The 19565-nt window shown below is 72.2% G+C and carries 15 protein-coding genes; 6 read left to right on the forward strand and 9 right to left on the reverse strand.

What is annotated here, in order from left to right; translation table 11 throughout:
- Nucleotides 1-3: 3 nt before the first annotated feature.
- Nucleotides 4-1059: an ABC transporter ATP-binding protein gene (locus AC3EUV_RS10870; RefSeq protein ID WP_435602753.1), complete on the reverse strand. Its 1056-nt coding sequence runs from the start codon at nucleotides 1057-1059 to the stop codon at nucleotides 4-6.
- Between the two features lie 207 nt (nucleotides 1060-1266).
- Between AC3EUV_RS10870 and AC3EUV_RS10875 the strand changes: the two genes are divergently transcribed.
- The 3 genes from AC3EUV_RS10875 to AC3EUV_RS10885 all read left to right on the forward strand — a co-directional run bounded on the left by AC3EUV_RS10875 (nucleotide 1267) and on the right by AC3EUV_RS10885 (nucleotide 5626).
- Complete coding sequence (locus AC3EUV_RS10875) at nucleotides 1267-2136, forward strand: M24 family metallopeptidase (protein WP_432144179.1); 870 nt, start codon at nucleotides 1267-1269, stop codon at nucleotides 2134-2136.
- Between the two features lie 2 nt (nucleotides 2137-2138).
- Nucleotides 2139-4031, forward strand: coding sequence for an SDR family oxidoreductase (locus AC3EUV_RS10880; protein WP_435602824.1), 1893 nt, complete (start codon nucleotides 2139-2141; stop codon nucleotides 4029-4031).
- 332 nt (nucleotides 4032-4363) lie between these two features.
- Nucleotides 4364-5626 (forward strand): MerR family transcriptional regulator, encoded by a 1263-nt coding sequence (locus tag AC3EUV_RS10885; protein ID WP_435602754.1) that lies wholly within the window; start codon nucleotides 4364-4366, stop codon nucleotides 5624-5626.
- 223 nt (nucleotides 5627-5849) lie between these two features.
- Here AC3EUV_RS10885 and AC3EUV_RS10890 read toward each other — a convergent pair whose 3' ends face one another.
- The gene (locus AC3EUV_RS10890) at nucleotides 5850-7199 is read right to left on the reverse strand and encodes a carotenoid oxygenase family protein (RefSeq protein WP_435602755.1); all 1350 of its coding nucleotides are present in this window, start codon (nucleotides 7197-7199) and stop codon (nucleotides 5850-5852) included.
- On the reverse strand, nucleotides 7196-7786 hold the full coding sequence (locus AC3EUV_RS10895) for a hypothetical protein (protein ID WP_432144182.1): 591 nt from the start codon (nucleotides 7784-7786) through the stop codon (nucleotides 7196-7198). The genes AC3EUV_RS10890 and AC3EUV_RS10895 overlap by 4 nt, the downstream gene beginning before the upstream one ends.
- 117 nt (nucleotides 7787-7903) lie before the next feature.
- Here AC3EUV_RS10895 and AC3EUV_RS10900 point away from each other — a divergent pair, with 117 nt between their 5' ends.
- The gene (locus AC3EUV_RS10900; protein ID WP_432144183.1) at nucleotides 7904-8509 is read left to right on the forward strand and encodes a PadR family transcriptional regulator; all 606 of its coding nucleotides are present in this window, start codon (nucleotides 7904-7906) and stop codon (nucleotides 8507-8509) included.
- 130 nt (nucleotides 8510-8639) lie between these two features.
- Complete coding sequence (locus AC3EUV_RS10905) at nucleotides 8640-9182, forward strand: RNA 2'-phosphotransferase (RefSeq protein WP_435602756.1); 543 nt, start codon at nucleotides 8640-8642, stop codon at nucleotides 9180-9182.
- Between the two features lie 24 nt (nucleotides 9183-9206).
- Here the strand turns inward: AC3EUV_RS10905 and pspAB are convergent, their stop codons facing one another.
- The 3 genes from pspAB to AC3EUV_RS10920 form a co-directional block, all read right to left on the reverse strand.
- Entirely contained in the window at nucleotides 9207-9770 is a 564-nt protein-coding gene (gene pspAB, locus AC3EUV_RS10910) for a PspA-associated protein PspAB (protein ID WP_432144185.1), read from the reverse strand.
- 65 nt (nucleotides 9771-9835) lie between these two features.
- The gene (htpX, locus tag AC3EUV_RS10915; RefSeq protein ID WP_435602757.1) at nucleotides 9836-10735 is read right to left on the reverse strand and encodes a zinc metalloprotease HtpX; all 900 of its coding nucleotides are present in this window, start codon (nucleotides 10733-10735) and stop codon (nucleotides 9836-9838) included.
- A 238-nt stretch (nucleotides 10736-10973) separates the two neighbouring features.
- On the reverse strand, nucleotides 10974-11873 hold the full coding sequence (locus AC3EUV_RS10920) for an LLM class flavin-dependent oxidoreductase (RefSeq protein WP_432144187.1): 900 nt from the start codon (nucleotides 11871-11873) through the stop codon (nucleotides 10974-10976).
- A gap of 157 nt (nucleotides 11874-12030) precedes the next feature.
- On the opposite strand from AC3EUV_RS10920, the gene AC3EUV_RS10925 reads away from it, so the two are divergent.
- The gene (locus tag AC3EUV_RS10925) at nucleotides 12031-12954 is read left to right on the forward strand and encodes a Cof-type HAD-IIB family hydrolase (RefSeq protein WP_432144188.1); all 924 of its coding nucleotides are present in this window, start codon (nucleotides 12031-12033) and stop codon (nucleotides 12952-12954) included.
- Between the two features lie 33 nt (nucleotides 12955-12987).
- Here the strand turns inward: AC3EUV_RS10925 and AC3EUV_RS10930 are convergent, their stop codons facing one another.
- The 3 genes from AC3EUV_RS10930 to cydB form a co-directional block, all read right to left on the reverse strand.
- On the reverse strand, nucleotides 12988-14667 hold the full coding sequence (locus tag AC3EUV_RS10930) for a sensor histidine kinase (RefSeq protein WP_432144217.1): 1680 nt from the start codon (nucleotides 14665-14667) through the stop codon (nucleotides 12988-12990).
- A 197-nt stretch (nucleotides 14668-14864) separates the two neighbouring features.
- Entirely contained in the window at nucleotides 14865-18515 is a 3651-nt protein-coding gene (gene cydD, locus AC3EUV_RS10935; RefSeq protein ID WP_435602825.1) for a thiol reductant ABC exporter subunit CydD, read from the reverse strand.
- A gap of 48 nt (nucleotides 18516-18563) precedes the next feature.
- Nucleotides 18564-19565: a cytochrome d ubiquinol oxidase subunit II gene (cydB, locus tag AC3EUV_RS10940; protein WP_435602758.1), complete on the reverse strand. Its 1002-nt coding sequence runs from the start codon at nucleotides 19563-19565 to the stop codon at nucleotides 18564-18566.

The following is a 19565-nucleotide window of genomic DNA, read 5'->3' on the forward strand; positions in this document are numbered from 1 at the left end:
GGCTCAGGCGACATCGTGGGCGCCTCCGTCCTGGGTGGCATACGGGGCGCCCGGGGCGCCTGCGGTGGCGGTGGCGGCCTGCGCCGCATCCGCGTCGCGGAAGACCTCGGCGATCTGGTGGCGGCGCTGTTCCATCCGGACCAGGCCGAGCCCGAGTCCGGCGACGGTGTCCCGCACCAGGTCATACGTCCCCTCACCGGCCGCCTCGACATACAAGAGGTGGCCGGAGGCGGCGAGGCCCTCGGAGCCGGCCGCGCGGGTGGTCACCGCGGCGCCGGCCGCGGCGAGGGCCGCACGCAGCACTTCGGTGCCGTCCGGATGGGCGTCGGTGTCCGTGACCTCGACCGCCAGCGAGGTGGTGACCTGCGTGAACTCATCGGTCGAGGAGGACCGCAGGAGTTTGCCGCCGTCGATGACGACGACATGGTCGCAGGTGCGCTCCAGCTCACCGAGGAGGTGGGAGGTCACCAGGACGGAGATCCCGAAGTCGCTGTGGACGCGCCGGATCAGGCCGAGCATCTCGTCCCGCCCGGCCGGGTCGAGGCCGTTGGTGGGCTCGTCGAGGAACACCAGCTGCGGGTCGTGGACCAGCGCCTGGGCCAGCTTCACCCGCTGCTTCATACCGGTCGAGTAGCCGCCGATGGGGCGGTAGCGCTCCTCGTAGAGACCGACATGGCGCAGGGTGTCCGCGGTGCGCTCGCGGGCGGCGGTCGGCGGCAGCCCGGACATCCGGGCCATGTGCACAACGAACTCCGTCGCCGAGACATCCGGCGGCAGGCAGTCGTGCTCGGGCATGTAACCGACCCGCTCACGGATGGCGCCGCCGTCCGTGGTCACGTCCAGGCCGAGGACATGCGCGGTGCCTTCGGTCGCCGGGGCCAGCCCGAGGAGGATCTTGATCAGGGTGGACTTTCCGGCACCGTTGGCACCCACCAGGCCCGTTACGCCGGGGGCGATGTCAACGGAGAGCCGGTCCAAGGCGGTCACCCGCGGGAACCGCTTGCTCAGGCTTTCGGTCACGATCACAGTCACGTCATCGACGGTAGTGGCACCCGCCACACCGGTCGTCAACCCAGACGATGGGATGCGCATCCCCCTGCGGTATTACGTGCCCGTAGGGGTCTCCTGCTGTGAGCTGCCCCGGCCTCAGGGCTGCCGGTGCATCTGTGCGGGCCTCTTGACGCAGCCGCCGGTCATTGTCACATTCATCAGTGTCAAGTTACGGGCACGTACCGCGATGGACGTCTCACGGACGGACGGTTGGCGATGGCCTCAGTCACCTCAGCGACCCCACCAGGAGCAGCCGGAGAACTCAGCGCCGGGCTAAGGGGGTTCAGAGAGGTCCAGCGGCTCGCCTATGCCTGCGCGGAAGCGGTGGCCGCCCAGCTCAAGCCCGGGGTGACCGAGCGCGCGGCGGCGCGGATGCAGCGCGAGTGGCTGCGCGAGCGCGGCGTACGGGACTGGTTCCATCTGCCCTTCGCCTGGTTCGGCGACCGCACCGCCTTCGTCAACTTCCGGGTGCCGCTCCAGTTCTTCCCCACCCAGCGTGAGCTGGAGCCCGGGATGGCCTTCATCCTCGACCTGGCCCCCATTTACCAGGGCTACCCGGCCGACGTCGGCTACTCCGGCTGTCTGGGCCTCAACCCCGTGCACGACCGGCTGCTTGCCGACCTCGAAGCGCACCGGGAGCTCATCCTGCGCGAGGTGCGCGAACGACGCCCGCTGCGGGAGATCTACGCGGATGTCGACCGGCTGATGGTGCGGCAGGGCCATGCCAACCGCCACCGCGCCTACCCCTTCGGCGTCATCGCGCACAAGGTCGACCGGGTCCGGCAGCGCCGCTGGTCCCCCACACTCTTCGGGTTCGGCACCCAGTCCCTCAGAGGCCTGGCCTCCGACGCACTGCACGGCCACCGCGACGGCTGGTCCCCGCTGTGGAGCCCGTACCGCTTCTCCGACCACCCGCCGCAGCCCGGACTGTGGGCGGTCGAACCCCACCTCGGATTCCGGGGCACGGGCGCGAAGTTTGAGGAGATCCTGGTCGTGACGGACTCCAAGGACCCCCAGGAAAGCGCCTTTTGGCTGGACGACGATCTGCCGCATGTGCGGCGCTGGCGGGAGGAGAAGGCCGCGTGAACATGGGACGTGGACGGGGAGCAGGGGACGGGCGGGGAAAGGGGAACGGCCGGGGCTCGGGGCGGGGGCAGCGGCTGGGGGCCGGGGCCGGTGGTGGGGCCTCGGCTGAGGTCGGGGCCGGGTCAGGGGGCACCGCGGGGCTCGCCGGAGCGCGGGAGCGATGGGTGCGGACCGGCGGCATTGAGCTGTGCGTCGCCGAGCTGGGTGATCCGGCACAGCCCACGGTGCTGCTGGTGCACGGCTACCCGGACAGCAAGGAGGTGTGGTCCGAGGTAGCCCGCGGCCTGGCCGACCGCTTCCATGTGGTGCTCTACGACGTCCGGGGCTGCGGCCGGTCCACCGCACCGCAGCCACTACGGGGCGGGTTCACCCTGGAGAAGCTGACGGACGACTTCCTGGCCGTCGCCGACGCCGTCAGCCCCGACCGCCCGGTGCATCTGGTCGGTCATGACTGGGGCTCGGTGCAGGGCTGGGAGTTCGCCACGGTGCGGCGCACGGAGGGCCGGATCGCCTCCTTCACCTCCATGTCGGGCCCGTCCCTGGATCACTTCGGCCACTGGATCAAGAAGCGGACGGTGCGCCCCACCCCCCGGCGCGCCGCCCAACTCCTCCATCAGAGCGCCAAGTCCTGGTACATCTACCTGCTGCACACCCCCGTGCTGCCCGAGCTGGCGTGGAAGGGGCCGCTCGGCAAGCGCTGGCCGAAGATCCTCCAGCGGGTGGAGAAGGTGCCAGGTGGCGACTACCCGACCGCTTCGCTGCCCACCGACGCGGCCCACGGCGCCTGGCTCTACCGCGACAATGTGCTCCCCCGGCTCCGCCGCCCACGCGCCGACGCCTATGCGCACTGCCCGGTCCAGCTCATCACCCCCACCGGTGACGCCTTCCTCTCGCCGCGGCTGTACGACGATCTGGAGCAGTGGGCGCCGCAGCTGGTACGCCGCACCCTCCCCGCCAAGCACTGGGTGCCCCGCACCCGCCCCGACCAGCTCGTCTCCTGGATCGGCGAGTTCCTCACCGCCAAGGAGGAGGGCGACCCGGCGCGGCAGGTCGTGGCGTCCGGCGCCTACGCCGACCGGTTCGGCGGGCAGCTGGTGCTGGTGACCGGCGCGGCCGGCGGCATCGGCCGGGCCACGGCGTTCGCCTTCGCGGAGGCCGGCGCGCGGGTCATCGCCGTCGACCGGGACGCCGAGGGCGCGGCCCGGACCGCCGAGATGTCCCGGCTGGTCGGTGCACCACAGTCCTGGGCGGAGGTCGTCGATGTCTCCGACGCGACGGCGATGGAGAAGCTCGCCGACAAGGTGCATACGGAGTACGGGACCGTCGATGTGCTGGTGAACAACGCCGGCATCGGCCTGTCCGGCTCCTTTCTCCAGACCGGGACCGAGGACTGGAAGAAGGTCCTGGACGTCAATCTGTGGGGCGTCATCCACGGCTGCCGGATCTTCGGCAAGCGGATGGCGGAACGCGGCCAGGGCGGCCATATCGTCAACACCGCCTCGGCAGCCGCCTTCCAGCCGTCGAAGCTGCTGCCCGCATACAGCACCTCCAAGGCGGCCGTCCTGATGCTCAGCGAGTGTCTGCGCGCCGAGCTGGCAGGTCAGGGCATCGGCGTCTCGGCCATCTGCCCCGGGCTGGTCAACACCGGTATCACCAGCACTGCCCGCTTCACCGGAGTCTCGGCCGACGAGGAGAAGCGCCGCCAGGCCAGGGCCGCGCGGCTGTACGGGCTGCGCAACTACCCGCCGGAGAAGGTCGCCGACGCCATCCTGCGTGCGGTCGTCCGCAACCAGGCGGTGGTACCGGTCACCCCCGAAGCCCGCGCCGCCCACCTCCTCTCCCGCTTCGCCCCACGCGCCCTCCGCGCCCTCGCCCGCTTCGAGCCACGGCTTTAGGGAGCGGTGGGGCGCGTGCTGGGGGGGGCTCCGGAAGCAAGGGCCCGCCTGGCCGCTACGCCGTCCCGTGGCCCCCGGGCCGGAGCCTCGGCCCGGCCCGGCCCGGAGGGAGCTGGGTGCAGGTCCGGCGGGGCTGGTACGGCAGGTCCGGCGGGAGCTGGGTGCGGCAGTCCGGCGGTATCGGAGGCGGCCGTACCATCCCTCGCAGGAAGGGTCGTTGCGCACGGCCGTCGCCTGCTCGGTGTCCTGCCCGGCCGCACCGCGCCGAGGGCGGGCGCGGTGGGCCACGCGGCGGGCTCGTAGCCTGCGGCCATCTCGTTAGGAGCACCACAGTGACCGAGCAGCCGCACACGGCCGAGGCCCGCACCCCTGAGTACCGCATCGAGGATCTGGCGCACCTCAGCGGCGCCACGGTGCGCACCATCCGCGCCTATCAGGACCGTGGACTGCTTCCCCGCCCGGAACGCCGTGGCCGGGCCAATGTCTACGGCGATGCCCATCTGGCCCGGCTGCGCCAGATCGCCGATCTGCTGGACCGCGGCTACACCCTCGCCAGCATCAAGGAACTGCTTGAGGCCTGGGACGCGGGTCGCGACCTCGGCGGGGTCCTGGGCCTGGTCGCCGAGATCGACGGGCCGTGGACCGACGAGGAGGCGTCCCGCATCAGCCGCGCGGAGCTGAACGACGCCTTCGGGGGCAGCCCCGATGAGACAGCGCTCGCCGAGGCCGTCGAACTGGGCGTCCTGGAACGCATCCCGGGCCGGGACGACGAGTTCCTCGTCCCCAGCCCGCAGGAACTCGCCGTCGCCGCCGAACTGCACTCCGCCGGGGTTCCGTTGACGACGATCTCCGGTCATCTGCGGGAGCTGCGCGGCCAGGTCGAGCACATCGCCGCCCGCTTCCTGGACTTCACCACCGAGCATGTCTTCCAGCAGTTCCTGGACCACCCGCCCACCGAGGCCGAGGCCGCGGAGGCCACCACCCTCGTACGCCGGCTGCGCCCCCTGGCGCAACAGACCATCGACGCCGAACTCGCCCGCGCCATGCGCACCCTGGCCACCCGCTACCTGCGCCATCACCTCAGCGAGGCACTCCCGACCGAGGCCCGGAGACCCACCGGAACGGCTGCGGGAGCAGGGGCCGGGGCCGGGACCTGGGCAGGGCCCGAAACCGGGGCAGGGGCCGAGCCCGGGGCAGAGGCCGAGCCCGGGGCAGAGGCCGAGCCCGGGGCTGAGGCAGCGGCAGGGCCCAGGAGCTTCCCCACGCCTCGGGCCGCTCCCGACGTGCCGCCCGCGCCGCTGCCCGCCCCCGGTCCGGTCGCGAACCCCCGTACCGCGGCCGTCCCGGCGCCCGGCCCGACGGTCGCCCCGGAGACGGTCCTGCTCCCCGCCGAGGCAGTGCAGGCCGTGCGGGATCTGGTCGGTGCGAAGAACACGGCCGCCTTCATCACCGCCGCCGCACACCGGGAGGTACAGGCCCGCACGATGGACGCCTTGGTGACGGGCGGCACCGGCAGCCCTGCCGGCACCGGCAGGGCTGTTGACACCGGCACCGGTTGCGGCACCGCATCGGCAGGTGACGCGGGCAGCCCCTGACGGCACCACAAGGCCGGCCGGGCCCCAGACCAGGCGCGCCGGCCGGCCGCCCGGGCCAACGCCACCACCCCGCATCACGGGGACGAACCCCGCCCCGGTCTCCAACGCTGCGGCCACATGCCCGTACCGCCCGAGCCGAGCCCGCCGCCCCACCTCACCCCCACTCTTCAGCTATCAAGGATCAAGCGGTGCGCGACCCCCTGCCGCGCCCTCCCCCACCGCCTCAACGGACCGGATCCGGCAGCCAGTTGCCGTGGAACCCGTACGGCACACGCTGCGGGAGATGGACCGTGGCGACCGGGTCGGCGGAGATGTCCTCCGAGTCGAGTACGACGAGGTCGCTGGTGTTGGTGGCGGCGTCGTAGACATAGGTGATCAGCCAGCCCGGCCCGCCCGGGCGGTCGTCCGCCGGGGCGAAGACCGCCTCGCCCGGTGTGCGTCCTGGGCCGAAGTCATGCCGGACGGCCGCACCGGTCTGGAGGTCGTAGCGGAGCAGGGCGCCGGGTATATGGCCGGTGCCCGGCAACTCGCCGACGGTGGCATGGCCGAAGCGGGCCGGCCGACCGGTGAGGCGGTCGGCCGGCCTGGGGAACTCGCAGAACTGGTCGTCGAGTTGCTCCTCGGTGACCGTGCCGCTCAGCAGATCGATCGTCCAGCGCCAGAGGTGGGCCGGGGTCCGGCCGCCGTAATCGGCGTAGCGGGCGACGTGGAGAACGATCCGCTGGTCGCCGTCTTCGTGGGCGTTCAGGGCGTGGAAGACATAGCAGGGGTCGATGGGCAGCCAGCGGACGTCCCCATAGGGGTCATCGCGGCGCAGCACACCGAGCCGGGCGCCGTACTCCGGGTTCCACTGATACGGCATCCCGGGGCGGCTGCGGTCGGAGACGACCGGGAGGTCCATGAAGATGACATGGCCGGTGGTCAGATGGAAGTCATGCATCATCGTGTGCCCCGGAACATCGATGGGGCGGCTGATCACCAACTCCCCTGCGGCGTCGGCGCGGTGGTAGGTCAGATAGGGCGGCGTGGGACCGCCGTACCCGAAGAAATGCAGCTCGCCGGTGGTGGGGCAGGTCTTGGGGTGGGCCGTCATGGCGGTGGTGAGCCGGCCGCCGAAGTCATGGGCGCCGAGGGTCTCCAGCTCACGGCCGGGGCGGCAGTCGATTTCGTACGGGAACGACGACTCGACCAGGGCGAGGGTGCGTCCGGCGTGCCGGACGATATGGGTGTTGGCCACGCCGGCCGCCAGATTGCGGCGGCCCTGCGCGTCCACCGGACGCGCGCCGTCGGTGAAGGTGGCGGTGCGGACCCAGCGGTTGCGGTAGGAGACGGCCCGGCCGCCCTCCAGGCGCAGGCCGTGGACCATGCCGTCGCCGAAGAACCAGTGGGGAGTGGCCGCATCCTTCGGGTTGGGGCCGTTGCGCAGGAACCAGCCGCTGAGTTCGGGCGGGATCGCGCCCGTCACCGGCAGGTCGTAGGCGCTCAGCTCGTCCGTCACCGGGGCGAAGTTGCCGGCCATGTGCGGTGCGGGGGCGTGGGATTCGGATGCGGTGGTCGGGGATGTGGGAGTCATGAGGCCAGGTCTCCTTGGATGTCGGTCCGCGCGCCGGAGCTCTTCATGAAGCGGGCACGGGCTCGCTCCGGATAGGCGGCGGTGAAGCGGGCGGGAAGGACGAATCCGGCGAGCTGAAGGGCGATCGAGACGGCCACATGCCACCCATAGGCGGAGGCGGCGGTCTGGGCGAGCGCGGTGAGGGTGAAGGACAGCGCCCACGCGGCCGTGAGCACCACATTGATGTGGCGGAACAGCGGGGTGTGCCAGACCTCCGGCGGGGCCATCCGCCGGGCGATCCCCATCGTGAAGGGCCGTCGCACCGCGATCGACACCCAGGCGATGAGCGCCAGCCATCCCATCGACAGGGCGCTGCCGTACATCTTGAGACCGCTGTCGGGGTGGGTGAAGGCCAGGACGCCTAGGGCCGCGAAGAACACGAGCGTGCCGTACTCCAGCAGGCGCAGGTCGAGCGAGAGTCCGCCGGCGCGGTCGGCGATGAGCAGCGCGACGGCCGTTGCCAGACCGGCGAGCGCGCCCCACTGCCAGCCGGCCGAGGACACCCCCGCGAAGACCAGCCACGGGATGAAGCCCCGCAGGTAGTTCATGATTCCCCCTCTTCACTCGCGGTCGTCGTCCGAGCCGCGCCCACATTCCAACTTCGACATGTCGAACATAGAAGCTCTACCTTTGACATGTCAACAGTGGAAGGTAAAGTGCGGGTCATGAGCCTGAGACATGCCGTACTGGGCCTGCTGGCCGAATCCCCCGCGAGCGGCTACGACCTGATGAAGCTGTTCAACGCCTCGCTCGCCAGGACCTGGTCGGCTACGCAGAGCCAGGTCTACGGCGAGCTCGCCAAACTCACGACCGCCGGCCTGGTCGAGGTCGCCGCCCACGGCCCCCGCGGCCGCAAGGAGTACGCGATCACCGAGGACGGCCTGGCGGAGCTGCGCCACTGGCTGACCGAGGTCGAACCCAGCGGTCCCCAGCGCCATGACGGCCTGCTGCGCGTCTTCTTCCTCGGCATCGTCACACCGCTCGAGGCACAGACATTCCTCCTGCATCAGGCCGAGCGCGCCGCGCGTACCCGCGCCACACTCGAACACCTCGAAGAGACCACCGAGTGGGACGAGGAAATGATCTCGGTCTACGGACGGATCGCGCTGGAGTACGGCCTGCGGATATCGGCGATGCAGGAGGAGTGGGCCCGTTGGGCCGCCGACGAGGTGACCAGTGCGAAGGCGCAGAAGGCGAGCGAACTCGCGCGGGCGCGGCACAAGGGGCAGGACGGCCAGGACGAGGAAGTCCGGCCGGGCGAAGGGGAGTGACGCGCCGGGAGCCCTGCCGGAGGGCCACAGGACTCCCCGCAACAAGGCCCCCAGCGCCCCCACCGCAAGCCCCCTCCCCCGGCAGGAATTCAGGTGCCGCCCCCCCCGCCCTGCGCGGCACTCTGGAGGCATGAACAACCAGCGCTCCGTGCGCCTCTCGAAGTACCTGGCGAAGCATCTGCGCCATGAACCGGAACGGATCGGCATCACCCTGGATGCGCAGGGCTGGGTACCCGTGGCCGAGCTGATGGCGGCGGCCGCGCGGCACGGATTCCCGTTCACCCGGGAAGAGTTGGCGGCCGTGGTCGCCGGCAACGACAAGCAGCGCTACGCCATCGACGGCGACCGGATCCGCGCCAACCAGGGCCATTCGGTACCGGTCGACCTCGATCTGCCGCCGGCCGTGCCTCCCACCCATCTCTTCCACGGGACCGTGGCCCGCAGTGTGGCCGCCATACAGCAGGAGGGGCTGCGGCCGATGTCGCGGCATGCCGTCCATCTCTCCCCCGACCGCGAGACCGCGACCCGGGTGGGCGCGCGGCGCGGCAAGCCCGTGGTCCTGACCGTCGACGCGGGCGCCATGCACCGCGCCGGCCATGTCTTCCGGGTCAGCGCCAACGGGGTCTGGCTCACCAGCCGGGTACCGGCCCGGTTCCTGCGTTTCCCGGGCTGACCACCGCGCCCGTAAGGCCCCGGCTCAGAGCCCCGGCGCGCCCCACACCGGGAACCACCGCGTCAGATCCTTCTCGATCGTCAGATCGTCCCCGAGCATCGCCCGCACCTGTAGTTCGAGCGGGTTGTCGCGCTTCTCGCCGCCCGCCCGTTGCGGCGCGAAGGGGTAGAACGTGCCCCGCTTGTAGAGGTAGACCAGCGCCAGCGACCGCTGCGCTTTCTCCCGGAAGCCGACCAGCGAACACAGCAGCTGGGGGCCGAAGCCCGCCTCCTCCAGGGACGTGTTGACCGCATGCAGGTCGTTGACCAGGCCCGCCACGTCCTCCGGCGGATGCCGTACGAGCAGCCAGGTATAGCCGTAGGCGTCCTGGGTGAACTCCACGGCACCGTCCAGCAGGGACCGCGCCTCCTCCTGGATACGCGCGAACGCCCCGCCCTCGACGCTCGCGAAGCACACCGATCCGAGTCCGGTGGGTACAAAACCGGCCGCGGCCTGGAGGGTCACCGCGGCGGACGGCAGCGCGAAAAGCTGGTCGAGGTCGGGACGGACCGGCTTGCTGCGGCCGAGGATGACGTCCAGAAATCCCATGTGCTGCTTACTCCTTGATCGTCACGGCCGGCCGGTCACCAGCGGGATCCCACCCGCACCGTGCCTCACGCCCGCCCCAGCTCTGTCGCGATCCGGGCCAGCTGGTCCAGCCGCTGTTCCAGCGTCGGGTGCGAGGACAGCAGCCGGCTGAAGCTCTCCTTGTTGAACGCCGGGGCGAAGTAGAAGGCGTTGAACGGCTGGGCCTTGCGCAGATCTTCGGTCGGGATCCTCGCCATCTGGCCGGTGACCTTGGTCAGCGCGGCGGCCAGTGCGGACGGCCGGCCGGTCAGCAGGGCGGCGGCCCGGTCCGCGGACAGCTCGCGGTAACGGGACAGCAGCCGGGTCAGCAGGAAGCTGATCGCGTAGACGACCACGCTGACGGCGGTCACGATGAGCACCGCGATGGCTGTGTTCTGGTCCCGGTTGTTGCGGCCGATGCCGCTCCACAGGGCGGCCCTGGTGATGATCCCGGCCAATACGCCGAGGAACGAGGCGATGGTCATCACGGCGACATCGCGGTGCGCGACATGCGAGAGCTCGTGGGCCAGCACCCCCTCCAGCTCGGCCGGCTCCAGCCGCCGGAGCAGCCCCGTGGTGGCGCACACCAGCGAGTTCTTCTGACCACGGCCGGTGGCGAACGCGTTCGGCACATCCGACTCGGCGATCGCGACCCGCGGCTTGGACATATCGGCCAGCGCACACAGCCGGTCGACGGCGCCGTGCAGTTCGGGCGCCTGCTCCGGGGTGACCTCCCGCGCGCCCATGCTGAATGCCGCGATCCGGTCGCTGAACCAGAACTGCGCGACGAACAGGGCACCGGCGATCACCAGCACCACCACCCAGGCGCCCTTGAGCAGCACCACCAGCACGCCGACGACCACGACGTACAGCAGTCCGATGAAGAACATCGTCGTGACCATGCGTGAGGTCAGCCCGCGATCCGGGGCGAATCGGGTCCGTGCCATGGCTCCTCCACAACGCCGCACTTCGCGCAGTGCGCCGATCCGCCCGCGCGCCGTCGTTGCACCGCGCGTCGCGTGCCGCCCACTGCGTCGCTGTCCCGATTCTCCCCCTTCAGGGCTATATGCGGGGTAAAGCCCAGGCCAGAGGTCCGCCCGGCGCGTCGGGCCCACGGGAGCAGTGGGGCGCACCGGTCCCGTAGGGAGCGCCGGGCGGGGAGCCGTCTACCGGGAGCGGAGCCGTCTACCGGGCGGCCAGTTGCGCCTGCCCCTCCGTGGCGATCCGCTCGAAGACCGCGAGATCGGCCTCGAAGAGCGAATCGGGGATCGGCCAGTGGAGGACCAGTTCGTCGATGCCCAGCTCGGCATGGTGGCCGGCGAAGTCGACGAAGGCGTCCACGGAGTCCAGCGGACGGTCCGGGGTGAAGCCGGTCAGCATGATCTTCTGGAGGTCGGCGACGTCGCGGCCCTGGTCGGCACAGGCCTTCCCCAGCCGCTCGAACTGCCCGCGGATCGCCTCGTGCGACTCCGCCGGGGTGCCGCCCCCGTTGGACACCTTGGGATCGCCGGTCGTCACCCAGGCCTGGCCGTACCGGGCCGCCAGATTCAGCCCCCGCGGGCCGGTGGCCGCCACCGCGAACGGCAGCCGCGGCCGCTGCACACATCCGGGAATGTTGCGCACCTCGTGCGCGGAGTAGTGCGTGCCCTCGTGGGAGACCACGTCCTCGCTCAGCAGCCGGTCCAGCAGCGCGACGAACTCGGCGAAGTGGTCGGCGCGTTCGCGCGGCGCCCAGGGCTCCTGGCCGAGCGCGGTGGCATCGAAGCCATTGCCGCCGGCGCCGACGCCGAGGGTGATCCGGCCGTCGCTGATGTCGTCGAGCGAGATCAGTTCCTTGGCGAGGGTGACCGGGTGCCGGAAGTTCGGCGAGGTGACGAGGGTGCCCAGCCGCAGGCGGGAGGTGACGCCCGCCGCCGCGGTCAGCGTCGGTACGGCGCCGAACCAGGTCCGGTCGCGGAAGCTCCGCCACGAGAGGTGGTCATAGGTGTACGCGGCGTGGAAGCCCAGCTCCTCGGCGCGCTGCCACACCTCCCGCCCGCCTTCGGACCAGCGGCGGACGGGGAGTATCAGGGTGCTCAGTCGCATACTCCGAGCTTACGGCCGTCCGAAGGAGCCGACGATTCCCCCGCGGTGCTCCGGGCGGCCCGGTCCACCTGCCCATACGTCCTCGGACCGACGGCGCGCGGGCTCATCCGCGCAACCCACCGCACTCCTGTGCACCGCGGTACGGGAAGATGGCCCCGTGACTGATGCCTCCGCCCCTCCGGCCCGGGCGCCCGAAACGGCCGTGACGCCCCGGCTGATCGCCACCGATCTCGACGGCACCCTGCTGCACGACGACAAGACGGTCTCGGACCGCACGATCGCCGCGCTCGCCGCCGCGGAACGGGCCGGCCTGGAGGTCTTCTTCGTCACCGGACGCCCGGCCCGCTGGATGGGCGTGGTCAGCGACCATGTGCACGGTCACGGCCTGGCGATCTGCGCCAACGGCGCGGCGGTCGTCGATCTGCACCGCGGCGGCCGGATCGTCGAGGTCAGCCCGCTGGAGCGGACCGCCGCCCGCGAGGTCGTGGACGCGCTGCGCAGCGCCGCGCCCGGCACCTCGTTCGCGGTCGAGCGGACCGGCGGCATCCACTACGAGCCGCAGTACCCGCCCCTGCTCCTCGATCCGGCAGCGGTCGTCGCCCCGGCGGAGAAGCTGCTCGCCGATGACTTCGTCCCGCCGCTGGGCCCGGAGGACACCGAGCCGGACGGCCCGGACGGCGCCGCCCCCGCCTTCCCCGACCAGCCCGTGATCAAGCTGCTCGCGCACCACCCCGAGCTGGACCCCGACGCCTTCCTCGCGCTGGCCCATACGGCGGCCGGCGCTCTCGCGACCTTCACCCGGTCCAGCCCCACCGCCCTCCTGGAGATCAGCGGTCCCGGCGTGAGCAAAGCCGGCACCCTGGCCCGCTGCTGTGCGGAGCGCGGTATCGCGCCGGAAGAGGTCGTCGCCTTCGGGGACATGCCCAACGACATAGCGATGCTGTCCTGGGCCGGCACCTCGTACGCCATGGCCAACGCGCACCCGGATGTGCTGGCCGCCACGACGCGCCGTACGGAGTCCAACAACGACGACGGTGTCGCGGCGGTCATCGAGCGGATCCTTCGGGACGGCCACCTCTAGGGCCCGTCCGGCGCGACGCCGCCCCGTGCCGTCTTACAGCGGCGCCTCCCACCGCACCATCGTGCCCGTGCCGCCCTCGCCCGGCCCCGGGCCGTACGTACTGGAGCCGCCCAGCGCCTCCGCCCGGTTGGCGAGGTTCTTGAGGCCGCTGCGGCGGCCGCTGTCCGGGATACCGATGCCGTCGTCGGCGACGGTAAGACGGACACCGTCGGTGCCGTCCGGGAGCCGGATCGTGGCATCGACGACGACCTCGATCCGGGTTGCCTGGGCGTGCCGGAAGGCGTTCGACAGCGCCTCCCGCAGCGCGGCGATCAGGTTCTTGCCGGTCAGCCCGCCGACCCGGGTGTCGACCGGGCCGATGAAGTGGGCCGAGGGCTGGAAGCCGAGCGGTACGGCCGCGGTGCCGATCTCGCGCAGGACCCGGGTCCGCAGCCCGGACGGCGCCTCGGCCGGGCCCTGTTGGAGGGCGAAGATCGCGGTGCGGATCTCCTGGATGGTCACATCCAGCTCGTCGACGGCCTTGCCGACACCATGGGCCACCTCCGGCACCACGGTCCGGCGCTGTGCGCTCTCCAGGATCATGCCCGTCGCAAACAGCCGTTGGATCACGAGATCGTGCAGGTCACGGGCGATCCGGTCGCGGTCCTCGTAGACGGCGAGCCGCTCGCGGTCACGCTGGGCGTCGGCCAGCACCAGCGCCAGCGCGGCCTGCGCCGCGAACTGGGTGGCCAGCGTCCGCTCCGCAGCGGTGAACGGGCGGGCGCCCCGGGACCGCGGGGTCGCGAGGGTGCCCAGCACCCGGCCGCCGCTCTTGAGCGGCAGCATCATGCTGGGCCCGAACCGCTGCGCGATGTCGGTGACCATGCGCGGATCGGTGGCCGAGTCGTCCACGAACACCGGCTCCCCGGCGAGGAGTTGTTCCACCACCGGGCTGTCGGTCGGAATCTGCGTCCCCATGATCCCGGCGGGCTCGTCCGCCGACACCGCGACGATCTCCAGCCCGCCCTCCTCATCGGGCAGCAGCACGATGCCGGCCGCCGAGTCCGCCAGCTTCCGCGCCTGCTCGGCAACCACGGCGAGCGCATCGTCCACATCGCTGCCGGCGAGGAGTTCGGTGGTCACCGCCACGGAGCCGTCGATCCACCGCTCCCGCTGCCGGGTCGCCGCGTACAGCCGGGCGTTGCCGATCGCGATCCCGGCCTCGGTGGCCAGCACCCGCACCATGTGCAGGTCCTCCTCGCTGAACACCCCGCCGTCGCGCTTCTCCGTCAGATAGAGATTGCCGAAGATGTCGCCCTGGACGCGGATCGGCACCCCGAGGAAGGTCCGCATCGGCGGATGCCCCGGCGGGAAACCGGCCGAGCGGGCGTCCTTCGTGAGGTCGTCGAGGCGCAGCGGCTTGGGGTCGTGGATGAGCGCACCCAGCAGCCCCTTGTGGCCGTCGGGCAGCGCGCCGATCCGCTGGTGCTGCTGCGGGGTCACGCCGTACGTCACGAAGTCCGACAGCCCCTCACGGGCCTCGTCGATGATCCCGATCGCCGCATAGCGGGCGTCGGCGAGCTCGGCGGCCGTCTCCACGATCCGGTCCAGGGTGCTGTGCAGATCGAGCCCCGCGCCGACCGTGCGCATCGCCTCCAGCAACTGCGGCACCCGGGCGGTCAGCTCGGTCGACAGACCGCGCAGACTGCGGGTCGCCTCGGTGGCGGCGTCCATGGGGTCGGGGACCGCACCCGGGCCACCGCTCCCGAGGTCCCTGGGGTCTGAGGGTGGTGGTCCTGCCGTGGCTGCCATGCCATGAGCCTAATAAGGGCGGTTTTCCGGGGAAAGTCCAGTTTACGGGGGTGGGCTGTCGGCCGGCCCGTGCACGCCACCGGCAGGCCCCCGCTCCCCGCCGCCGGCCGGCCCCCGCGCTACCCCACCGGCTGGGCCTCGCCGTACGCCGCGTCCACCGCCCGCTCGCGCTCCAGCATCCGCCGGAACGGGCCGTCGGCCGCGGCCAGCTCCGCGTACGTCCCGCGCTGCACGGCCCGCCCGCGGTCCAGGACCAGCACCTCGTCGACCGCGTCCAGGCCGGTGAGCCGGTGGGTGATCAGGACCGTCGTACGACCCTCGGTCGCGGTCAGCAGATCGGCGGTCAGCGCGTCGGCGGTGGCCAGGTCGAGATGCTCGGCGGGCTCGTCCAGGACGAGCACCGGGAAGTCCGCGAGCAGCGCACGGGCCAGCGCCAGCCGCTGCCGCTGGCCACCGGACAGCCGGGCGCCGCGCTCCCCGATCATGGTGTCCAGCCCGTCGGGCAGCCCGCGCACCCAGTCCGCGAGCCGCGCCCGGCCGAGCGCGTCCCACAGATCCTGGTCGGCGTCCGCGTCACCGCGCCCCTCCGGCCGGGCGAGCCTGAGGTTCTCCCGCAGCGAGCTGTCGAAGAGGTGCGCGTCCTGCGCACACAGCCCCACCAGCCGCCGCACCGCGTCCCCGGCCATCTCCCGGGCAGCCGTGCCGCCCAGCGTGTAGGTGCCCGACTCCTCGTCCAGGAAGCGCAGCAGCACCTGCGCCAGCGTGGTCTTCCCGGAGCCGGACGCGCCCACGACGGCGAGCCGGTGCCCGGCCGTCAGGGTGAAGCCGATGCCGTCCAGCGCCGGGCGGTCCTGTCCCGGGTGGCGCGCGGTCAGCTCCCGTACGGCCAGCGGGAACGGCGTCGCCGGAGCGGCGGCCGGGGTGACCGGCTCGGACACCGGCACCGGCGCGTCCAGCACCTCGAAGACCCGCTCGGCGGCGTGCCGGGTGCGCCGGCGGTACTGCGCCGCGAGCGGCAGCCCCGCCACCGCCTCGAACGCGGCCAGCGGCGTCAGCACGACGACGGCCAGCGCCACCCCCGTCAGCCGGCCCGCGTGCACGGCCTGGACACCCGCCACCGCCGAAGCCGCGACCGTCAGCCCGCACAGCAGCGCCGACAGCCCGGCGCCGGTCCCGGCCACGGCGGCCGAGCGGGAGGCGATCCGGGTCAGCTCCCGGTCCGCGCGCCGCACCGATTCCGTACGGGCCCCCAGGGCGCCGGCCACCGTCAACTCGGCGGTACCGGTGAGCAGATCGACGACCCGGGTGGCGAGCCGCCCGCGGGCCGGCGCCAGGCGGCGCTCCGCACGGCGGGCCAGCGCACCGGAGAGCAGCGGCACCGCCACCCCCGTGAGCAGCAGCCCGCCGGCGAGGATCGCCCCGGCCTCGGGCAACAGCCATCCGGTGAACCCGACCGCACCGGCGCCGACCAGCACCGCCGCACCGACGGGCAGCAGCCAGCGCAGGAAGTAGTCCTGCACCGCATCGACATCGGCCACCAGCCGCGAGAGCAGATCGCCCCGGCTGCGCTCCCTGAGCCCGGCCGGCGCCAGTCGCTCCAGCCGCCGGAAGACGGCGACGCGCACGTCGGCGAGCATCCGGAACACCGTGTCATGGGCGACCAGCCGCTCGGCATACCGGAAGACCGCGCGCCCGATGCCGAACGCCCTGGTCGCGGTCACCGCCACCATCAGATACAGCACCGGCGGCTGCTGCGCCGCGCGCGAGATCAGCCAGCCGGATGTCGCCATCAAGCCCACCGCGCTGCCCAGCGCGAGGCTCCCGAGCAGCAGCGCCAGCGCGAACCGGGCCCGATGGGCACGGGCCAGCCGCCGCAGCCGGCCGAGCGCCGCACCGCTGGAGGAGTCAGCAGCGGCCCCGTTCGCGGCTTCGGGCGCGAGGTCCACGGAAGCGGCCCAGGCGTCCCCGGAAACCGCCTCCCCGGCCGTCTCCGGCCGCACCGCCGCCGCGGCCGCTCCGGCACGCCGCACCGCGCCCGACGCCTCGGACACGGCGGCCCCCGCCACCGGTCCCGGCAGCCGCACCACCCGGTCCGCCACCGCCAGCAGCGCCGGCCGGTGGACGACGAGCAGGACCGTACGGCCGACCGCGAGGCGGCGGACCGCGGCCACGATCGCCTCCTCGGTGGCGCCGTCCAGGTTCGCGGTGGGCTCGTCCAGGAGCAGGATCGGGCGGTCGGCGAGGAAGGCGCGGGCGAGCCCGAGGCGCTGGCGCTGACCTGCGGAGAGCCCGGCACCGGACTCGCCGAGCCGGGTCGCCATGCCGTCCGGGAGCGCGTCGACGAAGTCCAGCGCGCCCGCGTCTCCCAGGGCGGTGCGCACCGCGTCGTCCGCCGCGTCCGGGCGCGCCAGCCGTACGTTCTCGGCGATGGTGCCGGCGAACAGATGCGGGTGCTGCGGCACCCAGGCGATCCGCTGCCACCAGCTCTCGGGGGAGAGGGACGCGATGTCGTGGCCGTCGGCCAGGGCCCGGCCCTCGGACGGTGCGGTGAAGCCGAGCAGCACGCTCAGCAGGGTGGACTTGCCGGCGCCGGAGGGTCCGACCAGCGCGACGGTCTCCCCTGGCCGGACCTCGAACGAGGTCGCGGGGAGCGAGTCGGCGGTCCGTCCCGGGTGGCGGACCACCAGTTCCTCGACGGCCAGCGCGGTGCCCCGGGGAGCGGGCGCGGTGCCGGGCGTCCGCAGCGGGGTCTCCAGGACGGCGAAGATCTCTTCCGCGGCCGAGAGCCCCTCGGCCGCGGCGTGGTACTGCGCCCCGACCTGCCGCAGCGGCAGATACGCCTCGGGCGCCAGCACCAGCACCATCAGGCCGGTGTAGAGGTCGAGTTCACCGTGCACCAGCCGCATGCCGATACCGACCGCGACCAGGGCGACGGAGATGGTGGCGAGGAGTTCGAGCGCGAAGGAGGAGAGAAAGGCGATCCGCAGGGTGCGCAGCGTCGCCCGGCGGTACTCCCCGGTGATGGACCGGATGGCGGCGGCCTGGGCCTTGGCCCGGCCGAAGACCTTCAGGGTGGGCAGGCCCTCGACGACATCGAGGAAGTGGCCCGACAGCCGGGCGAGCAGCCGCCACTGACGGTCCATCCGCGACTGGGTGGCCCACCCGATCAAGACCATGAACAGCGGAATCAGCGGGAGCGTGAGCACGATCGTGAGCGCCGAGAGCCAGTCGCCGGTGACGATCCGGGCCAGCACCGCGAGGGGAACGACGACCGCCAGCCCCAGCTGCGGCAGATAGCGGGCGAAGTAGTCGTCCAGGGCGTCGATGCCCCGGGTGGCGAGGGCGGTGAGTTCGCCGGTACGCATCTCCAGGGTGCCCGCACCGGAAGCGCCGCCCGCGCCGGCCGTCTCCGGGACCTGCGCGCCGCCGTCCGTGCGGCCGATGACCGCGCCGGGCCCCAGCCGCGCCGCCCGCTCGATCAGCCGCATCCGCAGCTCGGACTTGGCCGCCGCACCGGCGCGGTGGGCGGCCAGTTCGGTGAGCCAGGAGACCAGGCCGCGTCCGGCGGAGACCGCGGCGAGCAGCGCCAGAGGTGTGGTCAGGGCGCCGAGGGCGAGATCGTGCTGGAACGCGCCCACCACGACCTCGGCGATCAGCATCGCCTGGCCCACGACCAGGCCCGCTCCGGCAAGCCCGAGCACCACCACCGCGATCAGAAAGCCGCGGGTGGCGTGGGCGTAGCGGAGCAGACGCGGGTCGACGGGTTTCACGTGAAACATGTCCTCCTGCTGAGGCCGCCCCGAAGGGCGGCGGCTCAACTAGTGGGCTTCGGCTATGTGTTGGGTGCCGATGCGCTTACGGAACACCCAGTAGGTCCACCCTTGGTAGAGCATCACGAGCGGTGCGGCGAAACCGGCACCCCACGTCATGATCTTCAGGGTGTAGGGGCTGGAGGCGGCGTTGCTGACCGTGAGGTTCCAGCTCTCGTTCAGCGTGGACGGCATGACGTTCGGAAAGAGCGTCAGGAAGAGCATCGTGACCGCGGCCACGACGGTGAGGCCGGAGAAGGCGAACGCCCAGCCCTCGCGCCCGAGCCGGTTGGCCCCGAGCGCCGCGACCAGCGCGACCACCGCCACGACCATGGCGACCAGGCTGGCGCTGTCGCCCTTGTCGGCCTGCGTCCAGCCGAGGAACCCGACCGCCGCCACCGCGGCGACCGGCCCGAGGACGGCCGCCATCCGGCGCGCCCGGTCCCGGATGTCACCCACCGTCTTCAGCGAGGCGAACACCGCGCCGTGGAAGGTGAACAGCGTCAGCGTGACCAGACCGCCCAGGAGCGCGTACGGGTTCAGCAGATCGAGCAGGCTCCCCACATACTCCTTGTGGGCATCGATCTTGACCCCGTGCACGATGTTGCCGAAGATCACGCCCCACAGCACCGCGGGCAGCAGCGAGGTCCAGAAGATCGTGTGCTCCCAGTTCCGCTGCCAGCGCTCCTCGGGCCGCTTGACGCGGTACTCGAAGGCGACACCGCGCAGGATCAGGCAGACGAGGATCAGCAGCAGCGGCAGATAGAAGCCGGAGAAGAGAGTGGCGTACCACTCGGGGAAGGCGGCGAAGGTCGCACCGGCCGCACTGATCAGCCAGACCTCGTTGCCGTCCCAGACCGGCCCGATGGTGTTGATCAGTACCCGCTTCTCCTGCCGGTCACGGGCGAGGAGCTTGGTGAGGACGCCGATTCCGAAGTCGAATCCTTCGAGGAAGAAGTACCCGGTCCAGAGAAAGGCGATAAGGACGAACCAGACGTCGTGGAGTTGCAC

The organism is Streptomyces sp. bgisy130 (assembly GCF_057708345.1).

Bases quoted from the DNA above. Each gene is read 5' to 3' on its own strand.
- AC3EUV_RS10875 (WP_432144179.1), top strand. From the start codon at position 1,267: ATGGCCTCAGTCACCTCAGCGACCCCACCAGGAGCAGCCGGAGAACTC.
- AC3EUV_RS10880 (WP_435602824.1), top strand. From the start codon at position 2,139: ATGGGACGTGGACGGGGAGCAGGGGACGGGCGGGGAAAGGGGAACGGC.
- AC3EUV_RS10890 (WP_435602755.1), bottom strand. From the start codon at position 7,199: ATGACTCCCACATCCCCGACCACCGCATCCGAATCCCACGCCCCCGCA.
- AC3EUV_RS10895 (WP_432144182.1), bottom strand. From the start codon at position 7,786: ATGAACTACCTGCGGGGCTTCATCCCGTGGCTGGTCTTCGCGGGGGTG.
- AC3EUV_RS10900 (WP_432144183.1), top strand. From the start codon at position 7,904: ATGAGCCTGAGACATGCCGTACTGGGCCTGCTGGCCGAATCCCCCGCG.
- AC3EUV_RS10905 (WP_435602756.1), top strand. From the start codon at position 8,640: ATGAACAACCAGCGCTCCGTGCGCCTCTCGAAGTACCTGGCGAAGCAT.
- pspAB (WP_432144185.1), bottom strand. From the start codon at position 9,770: ATGGGATTTCTGGACGTCATCCTCGGCCGCAGCAAGCCGGTCCGTCCC.
- htpX (WP_435602757.1), bottom strand. From the start codon at position 10,735: ATGGCACGGACCCGATTCGCCCCGGATCGCGGGCTGACCTCACGCATG.
- AC3EUV_RS10920 (WP_432144187.1), bottom strand. From the start codon at position 11,873: ATGCGACTGAGCACCCTGATACTCCCCGTCCGCCGCTGGTCCGAAGGC.
- AC3EUV_RS10930 (WP_432144217.1), bottom strand. From the start codon at position 14,667: ATGGACGCCGCCACCGAGGCGACCCGCAGTCTGCGCGGTCTGTCGACC.